Source organism: Micromonospora chokoriensis (assembly GCF_900091505.1).
Taxonomy (GTDB): Bacteria; Actinomycetota; Actinomycetes; order Mycobacteriales; family Micromonosporaceae; genus Micromonospora; species Micromonospora chokoriensis.
In genome coordinates this window covers 4,696,947-4,710,950 of sequence record NZ_LT607409.1, presented here as the reverse complement: position 1 = coordinate 4,710,950, position 14,004 = coordinate 4,696,947, and the positions used below count along the sequence as shown (strand labels likewise).

Here is a 14,004-nt window from a genome sequence, read left to right as displayed (position 1 = left end):
CGAATATTTTGGCAATGAATATTTCGACACTGAGGTAAGCTGGTGCGGTGACCTCGACCCCGGACACCGCCGACCGCCACATCGAGCGTTGGCTGCCGGTGGTCCCGGACCTCGACGCGGACGTCGAGGGGGCGGTGACCAGGATGATCCGACTGACCCGACACCTGCGGGCGGTCAAGGAACGGGTCTTGGTCGATCTCGACCTCTCGGCCCACGAGTACGAAACACTGCACGCCCTGGCCGGTCGTCTCGGCCGGGCGGCGCCCTCGGACCTCGCCGCGGACCTGGCGATGGCCCCCGCCTCGATCACGGCGCGGGTGGACGCGTTGCTGCGGCGGGGTTTCGTGCGCCGAATTCCGTCGACAGTCGACCGTCGACGGGTCGACGTGGAGCTCACCGAGACGGGGCAGGCCGCGTGGCGTGGGGCAATGGAGGTCCAGGGCGCCGAGGAGCACCGGCTGTTCGGTGCGCTCACCGCGACCGAGCGGCGGCGCCTCTCCGACCTGCTGCGCCGGGTGCTGCTCGTCGCCGAGCAGCCGCAGGGCCCGCCGGAGACCTGAGCCCGCCGGAGACCTGAGCCCGCCGGAGACCTGAGCAGGCCGGAAATTGCTGGCGGTGCGCGTACCGCCGATGCAAGGGTGACAGGCGTGACTGCGCATGCTCTGGCCGGGGCCCTGGCCGACGACGGACGGCGACGGATTTTCGCGGCGATCGTGTTGGGCGCGACCAGCGCGACCGACGTCGCAGAACGGACCGGCCTGCCGGCGCGGGTGGTGCTCACCGGGGTTCGCCGGCTCACCGAGGCGGGTCTCGTCACCGGCGCGGACGGCGCATTCGCGGCCGACCAGACGTCGCTGCGGGAGGCCGCCCGCGACAGCCGTCCGGCCGACGACGCCGATCCCGGCGTCGACCCGGTGCTGCGGACCTTCCTGCGAGGGGACGTCCTGGTGGGCCTGCCAGCGCAGCGGGGCCGGCGGCGCGTGGTGCTGGCACACATCGCCGAGCAGTCGTTCGCACCGGGCACCCGTTATCCGGAGCGGGCCGTCGACGACGCGCTCAAGAAGTGGTGCGCCGCCGGCGGGTCGGACCACGCGACGCTGCGCCGCTACCTGATCGACGAACAGTTGCTCACCCGCGAGCACGGCATCTACCAGCGACACTGATCGTCGGCCGCACAAATCGTCTGGTCACGGAGCATCTTGCTAGCCTCGGCGCATGACCTCCTGCACGCCCGCCGACGGCCCACCCGACCTGCTGTTCCTCCTCTCCTGGGCGAGCCACGCGCTGCAGACCGAGCACGCCGCAGGGTTGGCCGAGTTGGGCATCTCGCCGCGAGCGCACTACGTGCTCGCACAGGCCCGCACGGGTGACCTGACCCAGCGCGAAATCGGTGAACGGTGCGGCGTGGACAAGACCACGATGGTCGTGACGCTCGACCAGCTGGAACGGGCCGGGCTGGCCGAACGCCGTCCGGTGCCGACGGATCGCCGGGCTCGGTTGGTCGCTGTGACGCCGGCGGGGGAGCAGGTCCTGCGGCAGGCGCAGCAGGTAGTCCAGCGAATCCAGAACGACGTCCTCGCCGCCCTGCCCGAGCAGGACCGCGAGGCGTTCCTGCGAGCCCTCCTGGCGCTGGTCGGCGGCCCATTGGCCAACACCTCCCCGTACGCACCGGGTGCCCGCTCCGGCTGTTAATCCCGAGGGAGATAGTTCCGAACAAGACTATCTGTTACGGTCGTACTCGTTCGTTTCCCCTGAACGAGGAGCCGTCATGAGTGCTGCCGCCGTCACGAACCCCACCACCTCATCGCTACGCCGCCGGGCCCTCGGCGTCGTCGCCGCCGTCGTGGCCTGCCTGGTCATCTGGTCGATCGGCGCGCTGGCCGGCGTCGACTACACGGTCGAGAGCCCGGGGCGGCCCGCCACGGTCATCGGGGTTGGCGCGATCGTCATGGTCTCCCTGGGTGCCGCCCTGCTCGGCTGGGCGACGCTGGCCCTGCTGGAACGGTTCGCCCCACGCGTCGCCCTTCCGATCTGGGTCTCGTCGGCCGTCGTGGTGACGCTGCTGTCCTTCGCCCCGCTGCTCAGCGTCGATGCCAGCGGCGGCGCGAAGCTGGCCCTCGGCGCGACGCACGTCGCCGTGGCGGTCGCCCTCATCGCCCTGCTGCCCCGACCCCGCCGATAACCGGCGGCCAGCTGCTTGATCCCCGATCTGGTCAACTCGGGTTCCTGGAAACCGTGGTGTGCGAGCTGCCGCGACGCCCCGGTTCTCAGGAACCCGAGTCGATCAGCGGGCAGACGGGCGCCCTGGCGGACGAACCGTAAAGCCGTTGACCGGGCGGTGATGATCAACAGGTGACCGTCACCGCCCGACCAACCTGGTCGACCAGTGCCACCCGACCGGACCAGCCCGATGCGGTACACCTGCTGCGCGAGTACATGACCGAGATGGTGGTCCGCTACCACCGTCGACAGGCCCTGCCCGGTGAGGTCGACGCGGCGCTGGCCGAGATGCCCAGCGACGACCTGACCCACCCGAGTGGACTGCTGCTGCTCGCCCACCACGGCGCCGACCTGGCCGGCTGTGCCGGACTGCGCTGGCAGTCGGGCTGGGCCGAGCTGACCCGGGTGTTCGTCCGCCCCGAGCATCGAGGCGCCGGAGGAGGTGCCGCGCTGCTGGCCGCCGTCGAGCGGGCGGCCTGTACCGCCGGGGTGGACCGGATCCGCCTCGACACCCGCAACGACCTGGTCGAAGCCCGTGCCCTGTACACCCGGCACGGCTACGTGGAGATCCCGGCGTACTCGTCGGGCCCCTACGCCGACCACTGGTTCCAGAAGGAGTTGACGTACGCGTCCGAAGGCGCTAAATAAGAAGAGGAAGTTGAGTCGCCCCGGCTCAACTCATCACCTTCGGCCAGGAGAACCGAGGAGGCATGACCATGTTGATGCGTACCGACCCGTTCCGCGAGATCGACCGGCTCGCCGAGCAGTTCTTCGGTACGGCAGCCCGTCCCGCGACGATGCCCTTGGACGCGTATCGCGACGGAGACCACTTCTACGCGGCGTTCGACCTGCCCGGCGTCGACCCCGACACCATCGACTGCACCGTCGAGCGCAACGTGCTCACCGTCCGGGCCGAGCGGCGCCGGCCCAGCGGCGACGGCGTCGAACTGGTGGCCGCCGAGCGTCCGATGGGCACCTTCACCCGGCGACTGTTCCTGGGCGACACCCTGGACACCGACAAGCTGGAGGCCGGCTACGAGCACGGGGTGCTGACGCTGCGCATCCCCGTCGCCGAGCGGGCCAAGCCCCGCCGGGTCACCATCAGCGCCAACGGCGAAGGACGCCGCCAGATCAACGCGTGATCACGGCCTCGGGTGGGATCGGCGCGCCTGCACGCCGATCCCACCCGAGGCTGAGAGCCTTTTTCACATGGTGTTCCCCGACGCTCCGGTGCTCGCCCGCCCGTCCACGGCCCCCGCTCTGCCGAGCGGGCCGGTCGAGGTCACCGAGGCGTGGCTGCGCAACCGGCGGCTGTCCGAGCACACCCGCGAGGCGTACCGACGGGACGTCACCGGGTGGCTCACCTGGTGCGCCGGCCGCGACCTGGACCCGCTGCGGGCCACGTTCCTGCACGTCAACGAGTACGCGCGGGAGTTGGAAGCCACCATCGGCGCCCGCAGCGGCCGGCCGCTGACACCGGCGACCGTGGCGCGGCGGCTCTCCGCGCTGTCCAGTTGGTACGACTTCCTGGTCAAACTGGGCGCGGTCCCGGCCAACCCGGTCTCCGGCGCGGACCGCCCTCGCGTCGACCGGGACCACTCCGCCACCCTGGGGCTCACCCCCGAAGAGGTCGACGCGCTGCTCGCGGCCGCGGACGCGGACACCGGAGTGACCGCCGCCCGCAACCGCGCGGCGATCGCGCTCCTCGCCGACCTGGGCCTGCGGGTCGGGGAACTGATCTCGCTGGACCTGACCGACCTCGGCACGGAACGCGGCCACCGCAGCGTGCGCTTCGTCGGCAAGGGCGGCAAGCAACGCCGCCGCGCCCTCACCCCCAGCAGCGGGTACGCCGTGGACGCCTACCTGGCCGAGCGGGCCGCCGCCGCCGGTGTGCCGGTAACGCAGCTGACCGGGCCACTGCTGGTCACCGCGACCGGCGGCCGGCTGGACCGGCACTCGGTGTTCCGGCTGGTGCGTCGGCTCGCCCGAGCAGCGGGTATCCCGGCGTGGGCGAAGCTGTCCCCGCACTCACTGCGGCACGCGTTCGCCACCACCGCCCGCTCCGAGGGAGTGCCGTTGGAGGACGTGCAGGACGCGATGGGCCACGCCGACCCGCGCACCACCCGCCGCTACGACCGGGACCGGCACAACCTCGACCGCGACCCGGCCTACGCGGTCTGGGCGGCCCGCTCCCGTCGGCGCGCCTGACCCCACCCGCTCCCCTCGGTGATCAACACGGATTCGGCAAAGTTGGGGTATCCCAACGCCTCCGGCACCCCGATTTCGGTGAACCCGTGTTGATCATGCCGATAGGCGGCCGACGCGGCGCAGGGTCAGGGGCCGTCGAGGGGCCAGAACGTCTGCCGTGCCGCGCCGTCGCGGCAGAGCAGCCCGGTGCCGGCCCGCCGGCAGTCGGTCACACCCGCCGGGAGCACCGCGGACAACCGGTGACCGTCGCGGCCCACCGTCGCGACCAGGGAACGTCTGCCGTCCGCCGCCGTGCCCAGCACCAGCAGGGGTTCCGGGGCGCCCCGGGGGCCGGGCACGGTGCGCCAGCGGGCGCCCGCCGGCCACGCCCACCGCCGTACCCCGGTGCCCGCGTCGATCGCCCAGCGTTCCCGCTCGTCCTGCCCGCAGATCAGCCCCTGGCAGGGCCGAAGGGTCACCTCGCCCGGCGGCACCGGCACCTGCCAGCGGAGAGCCAGCCCCGGCAGGTCGTACCCGGACAGCGCCGCCGCGCCGCCGCTCGGGTGGCGCAGCACCAGATGCGCGCCGGCGACCTGGGGATTGTCCGGACCGTAGTCGGCCGGCGGGAGCCGTCCCCGACCGTGCTCGGTGCCGTCATGGGCGTCGAGCAGCCGGGTCAGCCCGTCGTCCTGCACCAGCAGCACCCGCGCGGGAAGACCGGGAAGCGGCCGCAGCACCGCCGTGGAGGGCAGCGGGACCGACCACCGGGTTGCGCCGGTGCTCGGGTCGAGACCGTGCACCGTCCCCTCGACCCGCCGTCCCGGTTCGGCGGCGCTGCGCACCTCGCTCACCGCCACCGCCGCGTCCCCGGCCGCGTACACCCGCTCGGGTCGCCGCCACACCGGCTGGCCGGTCCGCATCGAGCGCGCGGCGGTCGCCCGCGCCCCGCGCACCTGGTCGCGTTCGACGAGCAGGAGCAGGTCACCGGCGACCTCGGCGGACCACCCGGCCGCGGGCGGCACGGTGACCCGCCACCGGGGCGGGCCGCCCGGCGCGGCCGGGTCGTAGGCGCTCAGCGTGGGTGGGTTCTGGTCGGGGTCGACGACCAGCAGCAGCGGCCCCGCACCGAGCACCGTCGCCCGGGCGGGCACCGCCGGCCCGACCTGGGATGTCAGCCGCGCGGCCGGGGCGGCGCCGCCGAGCAGGGCACACGCCGCCACCAGCATCGCCACCCGCCAACGGCGCGACACCTGCGGCGGCGGTGGGCGGTCGTCGACTGGCGAACCCCAGTCGTCTCCCAGCTCGATCAGCACCGACATGCGCGTCCACCCGTCCGTTCGCGCCGCCCGTTCAGCAGAGCAGGTCCAGGTGGTGGTGGGCGTCCTCGGCGATCTCCTCGTGTCGCAGCCACCGGCGGGCCCACAGGCGGGCGGCCACCTCCGCCTGCTCGTCACCCCAGGCGGCGTGCTCGACGAGCAACGCGGTGGTCAGCGCGTACGCCAGGCGCAGCGCCAGCCCCCGGGCACCGGCGAGCACCGTCGACGAACCCGGGTCCGCGGTCACCGAGGTGATGGTGTCGGCCACCTGGGCGGCGGTGGCGGCCAGCGTGTCGGCCAGCACCGGCGACAACGGTCGGGCCAGGTCGACGGCGGCGGCGAGTCGGGCCAGCAGTGGCGCGCCGGCGTCCTCCCGGGTCAGCGCCCGCAGCACGTCCAGGGCCAGCACGTTCGTGGTGCCCTCCCAGATCGGCAGCACCTGGGCGTCGCGCAGCAGGCGGGGCACGCCGGTGTCCTCCACGTAGCCGGCCCCGCCGAAGCTCTCCACGTACTCGCCGGCGGAACTGACGGCCAGTCGACCGGTGGCCAGTTTCGCCAGCGGCGCCACGATCCGCAGCTCCGCCGCGGCCACCGGGTCGGCGCCGACCTCGACGCGCCCGAGCAGGGCGAACGCGTGCCCGGCCAGAGCGAACGCGCCCGCCGCGTCGACCGCCAGGGTGCCCAGGGTGGCCCGGTGCAGCGGCGAGGACACCAACGCGCCGCCCGCGACGTGCCGCACGTCGGCGTACGCCCGGGCGTAGGCGAGACCGCGTCGCATCCCACCCGCCGCCGCGGCGGCGTTGTGCACCCGGGTCACCACGACCAGGGTCATCGCCCGCACCAGACCGGGGACCGCCGGGTCGCCCAGCGGCAGCGCGTACGCGTCGTGCAGACCGATCTCGGCGGTGGGCAGCGCCCTCGTGCCGAGCTTGTCCTTGAGGCGGTGCACCGTGACACCCGGCGCGGGCGCTCCCGGGGCCGTGCCGTCGGTCAACGGTGAGTCGACCGCATACCGGGGAACGAGGAACGGCGCGAGCACCCGGCTGCCGCGACCGGCGCCCTCGGGTCGGGCCAGCGCCACCGCCATCGCCGCGTCGGCGGCCGAGCAGAACCACTTCTCCCCGGTCAGCCGCCAGGAACCATCCGCCGCAGGTCGGCCGATCGTGCGGGAACGGCCCAGGTCGGAGCCGCCCTGCGCCTCGGTCATCCACTGTCCGCTGGTGATCGCCTCGGCCGGGTCGGTGGAGATCAGCCGGGGCAGCCACGCGTCCCGGATCACGCTGTCCACCTCGGGCAGGCTGAGCAGCGCGGCAGCCCCGTCGGCCATCGCCACCGGGCAGGAGAACGTCGCCGACTCCGGCCCGTACAGGTGCAGCAGGGCGTGCTGCACCACCCGAGCGGCGGCGCCCCAGGTGCCGCGGGCGTCCGGCAGGTAGGGCAGCGCCACCACCGCGTGCCGGGCGGCGGCGGCCCGCTGCGCCTGCCAGCCGGCGGAGGTGTCGATCCGGTCGACCCGCGCGCCCCACGCGTCGTAGCGGACCAGCGTCGGCGGGTGCGCTTCCGCGTCGGCGTGCGCCGCGCGCAGCGGCCCGGCGACGTCGGCGGCCAGGTCGGCGAGACGACCCTTCGCGGCCGCGTGCCCGTCCGGCCCGAGGTGACGCTCCAGCCAGGAGCGCAGCAGGCCGTCACCGGCGTACGGGTCGACGGGGGGTGGCACCGGCTGGACGAAGCGGCTCATCGATCGGCTCCTGGCACTGCTCGGGGGTGTGCGCCGACGGTAGACGATCCGTGGCCGCCCCGAACAGGGTGAGCCCCCCGATCCGATTTTCGGCATGTCGTACCTCGGTGCGACGACGTTCTCTACGGTCGGTAGTCGTGGGTGTCGGTCAGTCGTGGAGCCGACCGGCCCGGCGCAGCCGCCCGATGCGCACCGGGTTGGCGTTCGCCGGGTTCGGTGTGGCGCTGTGCTGCGTCGGGGTGGCCGGCGTGGCCGCCTGGAACCTGCAGACCGTCCGTCAGGCCGCCGGCCCGATCCGGGAGACCGCCGACGGGTTCTTCAGCGAGGTGACCCTCGGCGACAGCGACCGGGCGTACGAGCGGCTCTGCGAGGACGCCCGCAGCCGGTGGAGCGCGGGCGGCTTCACCAGTTGGGTGCGGACCCCGCCGATGGTCACCGACTACGAGATCACCGACGTGTCGGTCGCCACCCGCAGCGGCCGACCGCAGGGCACGGTGACGGTGAAGGTGACCCGCGACGGTGGACTCAGCGAGGAACGTCGCCTACCGGTGGTCCGCGAGGGCGGCGACTGGCGGGTGTGCGGTGACCCCTTCTGAACCGCCGGACGTCACCCCGGCGCGTCCCTGGTTGCTGCGCCCGCGCCAGGGGGTGCAGCCGACCACCTCGACGGAACTCTTCTTCGACCTGGTGTTCGTCTTCTCCATCACCCAGTTGTCGCACTACCTGATCGAGCACCCGGACTGGCGTGGCGCGCTGCGTACCGCGTTGTTGCTGGCCCTGGTCTGGTTCGTCTGGATCTACACCACCTGGGTGACCAACTGGCTGCAACCGGACCAGGGGCCGGTACGGGCGATGCTGATCGGGGTGACGCTGGGCAGCCTGTCGCTGTCGGCGGCGATCCCGCAGGCGTTCGCCGGGACCGGGTTGCTCTTCGCGGTGGTCTACGTGAGCGTGCAGGTGGGCCGGACGATGTTCACCCTGTGGGCGACGCGGGGCAACCCCTGGCTGGTCTCCGGGTTCCAGCAGTCACTGCCGTGGATAGCCGGCACGTCGGTGCTGATGGTGCTCGGCGGTCTGGTCGGCCCGGTGGCGCGGGAGGCGCTGTGGGCGTCGGTGATCGTGATCGAGGTGGTCGGCCTCTGGATCGGCTACCCGTTGCCGAGACGAGGGCGCAGCCGTCCCGAGCGGTGGATGGTGGAGGGCGGGCACCTGGCCGACCGGTGCGGGGCGTTCGTGCTGATCGCACTGGGTGAGTCGATCCTGGTCACCGGGGGCACCCTCACCCGGCACGTGGACCTGGTGACGTTCGGGGCCTTCCTGTTGGCGTTCGCCGGTTCGGTGGCGCTGTGGTGGGTGTACTTCGCCCGCTCGGCCGCCGCCGCCACGGAGGTCGTCGCGCGCGCCGGTGAGCGCACCGGCGCGTTGAGCCGGGTCGCGTTCAACTACCTGCATCCGGTGATCGTCGCCGGCGTCATCGTCACCTCCGCGGGCGACGAGCGGCTGCTGCGCGAGCCCGGCGCTCCCACCACGACGGTCGCCGCGCTGGTGGTCCTGGGTGGCCCGGCACTGTTCCTGGCCGGTCACGCCGCCTACAAGGCGTTGCTGTGGGGACGCACGCCGACCAGCCGGATCACGGCGGTGGTGGTGCTGTCGGTGCTGATACCGGTCGCCGTGGGCTTGAACGTGCCGGTCGCGGTGTGCGCCACGGCGGCGCTGGTCGTGACCGTCGCGGTCATCGTGACCGACCAGGTCGCGGTCCGCGACGGCGCACGGCGGGTGACTCAGTCGCGGGGGCCGAGGTCGCCGCTGCGGTAGTGCCGGCGGCAGAGCACCTGGTAGCGCACCTCGGCGGTGTCGACGGTGTCGCCGATGACGACCTGTGCGCCCTCGCGGACGACCCGCCCGTCGACGACGCGGGCGTTGAGCAGCCCTTCCCGCCCGCACCAGCAGAGCACCTCGACCTGGATGCGGGCCACCTCGTCGGCGAGCTCGAAGAGGCGTTGCGCGGCGGGGAACAGGCTGGACCGGAAGTCGGTGGCCAGCCCGAACGCGAACACGTCGACGTCGTAGCTGTCGACCAGTTCGGCCATCTGCTCGACGTGTTCCACGGTGTAGAAGCACGCCTCGTCGCAGATCAGGTAGTCCACGCGTACCCCGTCGGCCCACCGGCCGCGCACGAGCGCCCGCAGGTCCAGGTCGTCGGTGACCTCGATGGCCTCGTGGGCCAGCCCGATGCGGGTGGTGACCTGCGGGCCCAACGACCTGTCGATGCGGGTGGTGACCAACCCCCGACGGCCCTGCCGGGCGTGGTTGTAGTTCATCTGCAGCGCCATCGTGGACTTGCCGCAGTCCATCGGCCCCCAGAAGAACTTCAGTGCCGCCGCGTGCACCGGCCGCCCATCCATCCCGCGCGCCGCCGCGCACCCGGCCGCAGCGTGCGGTCGGCCGGGGAACGGGTGGGCGAGGCAGGTCGGAGCGGTGGTGGCGTCGTCAGTCACGGTCGGGCAGCCTAGCCGATCGGCCACTCCTGATCTGTCGGACGCGGGATGCGTGCTCAGAGCACCCGCGGTGGCGTGTTGCCGGCGGCGACGATGGCACGGCGCATCGGCACGGCGGCCAGGAGCAGGAAACCGACCACGAAGAAGATCAGCAGTGAGACCAGGCCCACCCGGTAGGAGGAGGTGAGCTGGAACACCAGACCGAAGGCGAGCGGGCCGAGCCAACTGGTGCCCTTGTCGCTGATCTCGTAGAAGCCGTAGTACTCGCCCTCCTTCCCGGTGGGGATGAGCTGACTGAACAGCGACCGGCTCAGCGCCTGGCTGCCGCCCAGGACCAGGCCGATGGCCGCGCCGAGGACCATGAACGGCACCGGCGCCTCGGCGGGCAGCCGGAACGCGGCGATGATCACACCGGTCCAGAGCACCAGGCTGAGCAGCACGGTCTTCCACGCGCCGATGCGCCGGGCCAGCGCCCCGAGGCTCAGCGCGCCACCGAAGGCGAGGAACTGCACCAGCAGGATCGTGATGATCAGGGTGCTCTGTTCCAGGCGTAGTTCCTCGGTGCCGTACTGGCTGGCCAGGGTGATGACGGTCTGGATGCCGTCGTTGTAGACCAGGAAGGCGAGCAGGAAGTACAGCGTCAGCGGGTACGCCTTGATCTCGCGGACGGTGCGGCCGAGTTGGCGGAACCCGTCGGTGAGGACGTTGCCGCCACCGGTCAGCGCCGCCGCCGACGGGCGCTCGCGCAGCCACCGCAGCGGGACCAGCGTGAACAGCGCCCACCAGACTCCGGCGGACACGATCGACCAGCGGGCCAGGTCCAGCGTGCGTTGCGGGTCGTCGCCCTTGTCGAGCATGGTGATCGCGACCAGGTTGAGCGCCAGCAGCAGACCGCCGCCGAGGTAGCCCAGCGCCCAGCCCCGGCTGGAGATGCCGTCGCGTTCGTCGGGGCCGCCGAGCTGCGGCAGGAACGAGTTGTAGACCACGATCGCGGCGCCGAAGGAGATGTTGGCAACCAGGAAGAGCGCCCCGCCGAGCAGGTAGCGGTCGCCGGTGACGAACGCCATGGCGATGGTGGCGCCGGCGCCGGTGAACGCGGCCCCGCCGAGCAACCGCTTCTTGTGCGCCGACCGGTCCGCGATCGCCCCGATGACCGGCAGCACGAACACGGTGAGGAACACCGACAGCGAGATCAGGTACGGGTAGTAGGACCCGGCGGCGACCTTGATGCCGAGCGGGTACACGAAGCCGTCACACGAGTCCGCGCCCAGCTCGCAGCCGGCCGCCACCTCGGCGACCGTGGTCAGGAACGGGCCGAGGAACACGGTGATGACGGTGGTCTGGAACGCGGAGTTCGCCCAGTCGTAGATGTACCAGCCGCGGCGCTCCCGGCGGGTGCTCGCGGGAGGCGGGTTGTCGTCCACCGCGGGGGTCACGGTCTCGGCCATCGGGGGTCCTTGGAATGGTTCAGGCGGCCCAGTGGCCGCGGCTGCGGTAGACGTCGCGCAGCACGCCGACGTGATCGGTCATGATGCCATCCACGCCACGATCCAGTAAGTCGTGCATCTGGGCGGGTTCGTCGATCGTCCAGACGTGCACCTGCAGGCCGATCCGGTGGCAGTAGTCGAGGAACCGACGGTCCACCACCGGCACCCGCCCGTAGCGGGGCGGCACCTGCGCGGCGACCACCGACGGGGGAAGCCGCAGCGGTCGCCCGTGCAGGGAGGCGAGGCGTAGCCGGGCGACGCCCCGCATGCCGAGACTGGTGGCGACCCTCCCCTCGGTGAGCGCGCGCATCCGGGTCAGGCGGGCGTCGCTGAACGAGGCGAGCAGCACCCGGTCGGCGGCGCCGGCGCTGGTCACGGTCGCGACCGTCGGCTCGACGCCGCCGTCGGCCTTCACGTCGATGTTGAAGCGGACCTGCGGCCAGGCGCCGAGGACCTCGTCGAGCCGGGGTACGACGGCGGCGCCGCCGACGCGTACCGAGGCGAGGTCGGCCCAGCTCATCTCGGCGATGCGCCCCGGTTCACCGGTGACCCGCTGGAGCGTCGGGTCGTGGAAGATCACGGCCACGCCGTCCGCGGTGGCGTGCACGTCGGTCTCCACGTACCGGTAACCGAGCCCGACGGCCCGGGCGAACGCCTCGGTGGTGTTCTCGTCGCCGTCGGCGGCGCCGCCGCGGTGGGCGAACGCCAGCGGCGCGGGCGCGTCGAGGTAGCCGGGTCGGGTCAGCACGCGAGGCAGTATGCCCGCCGTCGGTGGAGCGCGGGTGACCTACCGGCGAAGATCAGGCCCGGGACGCCGGGGCTGCGGCACGGGTGGCCGCCGGGGGTCCTTCTCCGCAGTGGTGGCAGGCCGCGCGTCGACGCCCCTGTCCCCAGCCGGCCACCAGGCCGTGGGTGAGCACGCCGCCCAGCGCCGACGCGACGGCGCAGCCCAGCCGAAGCCGACCAGCGCCGTCGGCAGGCGTCCGGGCCGGGCGCGGCGCGTCATCACCCAGGCGACGACCGCGCCGATCAGCCCGAGCACGGCGATGATCGGTGCGACGACCTCGGCGCGGCCGCCTTCCAGGATCGATCCGGACGCGCGTGCCGGGTCGACCGGGGCGAACGGGAATCCGTCGCCGCCGGCGGTCCAGTACAGACCCAGTGCGCCGTACAGCAGCGAGAAAGCCCCAGCCGCGTAGCCGGCCCAGGTCGCGAGCCACCGTCATCCCCCAGACCGGGGACACCAGCGACGAGGCGGTACGGCGACCCGAGCTGCACCGGCTCGACCGTTTGTTATCCGCTGCCGGCCGTGGCGTTGATCCCGGTGGTCGTAGGCCGCACAATTCCGCCCGGACCGGCCCATCGGCGCCATCCACCGGTCACCTGTCCTGCGTCCTTTGCTCTGCACCTGCGGATGCGACAGTCACTGTCTGTAGCTGGTGCGCCCGCAGGTGCAGAGCAAAGGACGGGAGGTGGAGGTTGGGGGTCGCTGGGCTCAGCTCGGCGCCTGCTGGTCAGCAGCCGGTCGATCCGCGCCACCGGGGCCACCCGCGACGGCGCCCTAGCCGAGGTCGAGCCAGGTCGACCTCGGCACCCGGTGCTGGACTCGGCCTTCCGGCCGTCGTCGGGCGGCCGGGGATGGGGCGTCTCCCGGCGTCGTGTCGGTCGCGGCCTCAGGCCGAGCGACGGCGGTGGGCGCGGCTGGGGTCGCTCGGGCGGCCGGGGTCGACGTGCCGGGGCAGGTCGGGCTCGTCGGGGCGCAGCGGGGCGAGGGCGTCGGTGAGCGCGTCGATGATCCGGTCGGTGGCCCGGCGTGCCGCGCCGGGGCTGGCGGAGGTCGACTCGCCCAGGTCGACGGGGGCGCCGAAGTGCACCCGGATGACCGGGCGACGCCACAGTGAGCGGGCGACGCCACGCAGCATTCCCCGGGGCGCCCGGTAGGGGAGCACCTCGTGCGCGCCCCACTGGGCGACCGGGACGACCGGGGCGCCGCAGGCCAGGGCGAGGCGGGCAGCACCGGTCTTGCCGCGTTCGGGCCACATGCCGGGGTCCAGACCGATGCGCCCCTCGGGGTAGATGAGGATTACCGAGCCGCGGGCGACAGCGGTGGCGGCGTCGTCGAGAGCCTGGTGGACGGCGCTGGTGCCCCGGTCGACGCGGATGTGTCCGGCGTGACGCATGGCGGCGCCGAGCAGCGGCGCGCGGAACAGTCCGGCGGTCGCCATGATCCGGGGGGCGACGCGGCGGGTCTGACAGGCGGCGACCATCACCAACGGGTCGAACGGGCTGATGTGGTTGGCGGCCAGCACCAGCGGCCCGCGACGCAGGTGCGCGGGGACGTCGCCGGTGACCTCGAGGCGGGCCAGCAGGCCGACCAGGGCCCGGGCCAGGAGTAGGGCGGCGCGCCAGATGAGCGGCGGTTGCCAGGTCGCGTACGTGGTGTCCATCAGCGCGACATCGTCGCACGCGGCGGCACGAACGTGCGGGCGGGTCGGCCGGATGCCCCGGGGGTGATCAGGGTCATTGGTCCCGGGGCGTTGCGGGCCGCCCGGCCCTGC

15 protein-coding genes are annotated in these 14,004 nt (G+C 73.1%); 9 read left to right on the top strand and 6 right to left on the bottom strand.

All coding sequences use genetic code 11. The features are described 5' to 3' along the window. The first annotated feature begins 47 nt into the window (after positions 1-47). From GA0070612_RS21740 to GA0070612_RS21710, 7 genes are all read left to right on the top strand, one after another. Positions 48-560 (top strand): MarR family winged helix-turn-helix transcriptional regulator, encoded by a 513-nt coding sequence (locus GA0070612_RS21740; protein ID WP_197699210.1) that lies wholly within the window; start codon positions 48-50, stop codon positions 558-560. 87 nt (positions 561-647) lie between these two features. Beyond that, positions 648-1,163, top strand: coding sequence for a DUF2087 domain-containing protein (locus GA0070612_RS21735; protein ID WP_088989595.1), 516 nt, complete (start codon positions 648-650; stop codon positions 1,161-1,163). Positions 1,164-1,215: 52 nt separating this feature from the next. Then, positions 1,216-1,692, top strand: a complete 477-nt coding sequence (locus GA0070612_RS21730) for a MarR family winged helix-turn-helix transcriptional regulator (RefSeq protein WP_088989594.1) — start codon at positions 1,216-1,218, stop codon at positions 1,690-1,692. A 76-nt stretch (positions 1,693-1,768) separates the two neighbouring features. After that, positions 1,769-2,182 carry a DUF6069 family protein gene (locus GA0070612_RS21725; RefSeq protein ID WP_088989593.1) on the top strand — a complete coding sequence of 138 codons (414 nt, stop codon included), beginning with the start codon at positions 1,769-1,771 and terminating at the stop codon, positions 2,180-2,182. Positions 2,183-2,352: 170 nt separating this feature from the next. Further along, positions 2,353-2,868, top strand: a complete 516-nt coding sequence (locus GA0070612_RS21720; RefSeq protein WP_231924287.1) for a GNAT family N-acetyltransferase — start codon at positions 2,353-2,355, stop codon at positions 2,866-2,868. 68 nt (positions 2,869-2,936) lie between these two features. Beyond that, positions 2,937-3,362 carry an Hsp20/alpha crystallin family protein gene (locus tag GA0070612_RS21715; protein WP_088991665.1) on the top strand — a complete coding sequence of 142 codons (426 nt, stop codon included), beginning with the start codon at positions 2,937-2,939 and terminating at the stop codon, positions 3,360-3,362. A 67-nt stretch (positions 3,363-3,429) separates the two neighbouring features. Further along, positions 3,430-4,428, top strand: a complete 999-nt coding sequence (locus tag GA0070612_RS21710) for a tyrosine-type recombinase/integrase (protein ID WP_088989592.1) — start codon at positions 3,430-3,432, stop codon at positions 4,426-4,428. A gap of 125 nt (positions 4,429-4,553) precedes the next feature. Here GA0070612_RS21710 and GA0070612_RS21705 read toward each other — a convergent pair whose 3' ends face one another. Then, positions 4,554-5,726, bottom strand: a complete 1,173-nt coding sequence (locus GA0070612_RS21705) for an outer membrane protein assembly factor BamB family protein (RefSeq protein WP_088989591.1) — start codon at positions 5,724-5,726, stop codon at positions 4,554-4,556. A gap of 31 nt (positions 5,727-5,757) precedes the next feature. Further along, on the bottom strand, positions 5,758-7,461 hold the full coding sequence (locus GA0070612_RS21700) for an acyl-CoA dehydrogenase family protein (protein WP_167393661.1): 1,704 nt from the start codon (positions 7,459-7,461) through the stop codon (positions 5,758-5,760). Between the two features lie 137 nt (positions 7,462-7,598). Here GA0070612_RS21700 and GA0070612_RS21695 point away from each other — a divergent pair, with 137 nt between their 5' ends. Both GA0070612_RS21695 and GA0070612_RS21690 read left to right on the top strand, forming a co-directional pair. Then, positions 7,599-8,057, top strand: a complete 459-nt coding sequence (locus GA0070612_RS21695) for an Rv0361 family membrane protein (protein ID WP_408630510.1) — start codon at positions 7,599-7,601, stop codon at positions 8,055-8,057. Then, positions 8,044-9,276, top strand: coding sequence for a low temperature requirement protein A (locus GA0070612_RS21690; protein ID WP_157742562.1), 1,233 nt, complete (start codon positions 8,044-8,046; stop codon positions 9,274-9,276). The genes GA0070612_RS21695 and GA0070612_RS21690 overlap by 14 nt, the downstream gene beginning before the upstream one ends. On the opposite strand, the gene GA0070612_RS21685 is transcribed toward GA0070612_RS21690, so the two are convergent. From GA0070612_RS21685 to GA0070612_RS21665, 4 genes are all read right to left on the bottom strand, one after another. Continuing rightward, positions 9,243-9,959 (bottom strand): thymidine kinase, encoded by a 717-nt coding sequence (locus GA0070612_RS21685; protein ID WP_088989588.1) that lies wholly within the window; start codon positions 9,957-9,959, stop codon positions 9,243-9,245. The genes GA0070612_RS21690 and GA0070612_RS21685 overlap by 34 nt on opposite strands. A gap of 56 nt (positions 9,960-10,015) precedes the next feature. Then, positions 10,016-11,407 carry an MFS transporter gene (locus GA0070612_RS21680; RefSeq protein ID WP_088989587.1) on the bottom strand — a complete coding sequence of 464 codons (1,392 nt, stop codon included), beginning with the start codon at positions 11,405-11,407 and terminating at the stop codon, positions 10,016-10,018. Positions 11,408-11,426: 19 nt separating this feature from the next. Then, positions 11,427-12,194 (bottom strand): glycerophosphodiester phosphodiesterase, encoded by a 768-nt coding sequence (locus tag GA0070612_RS21675; RefSeq protein ID WP_088989586.1) that lies wholly within the window; start codon positions 12,192-12,194, stop codon positions 11,427-11,429. A gap of 925 nt (positions 12,195-13,119) precedes the next feature. Beyond that, positions 13,120-13,893 carry a lysophospholipid acyltransferase family protein gene (locus GA0070612_RS21665; protein WP_088989584.1) on the bottom strand — a complete coding sequence of 258 codons (774 nt, stop codon included), beginning with the start codon at positions 13,891-13,893 and terminating at the stop codon, positions 13,120-13,122. Between the last annotated feature and the right edge of the window lie 111 nt (positions 13,894-14,004).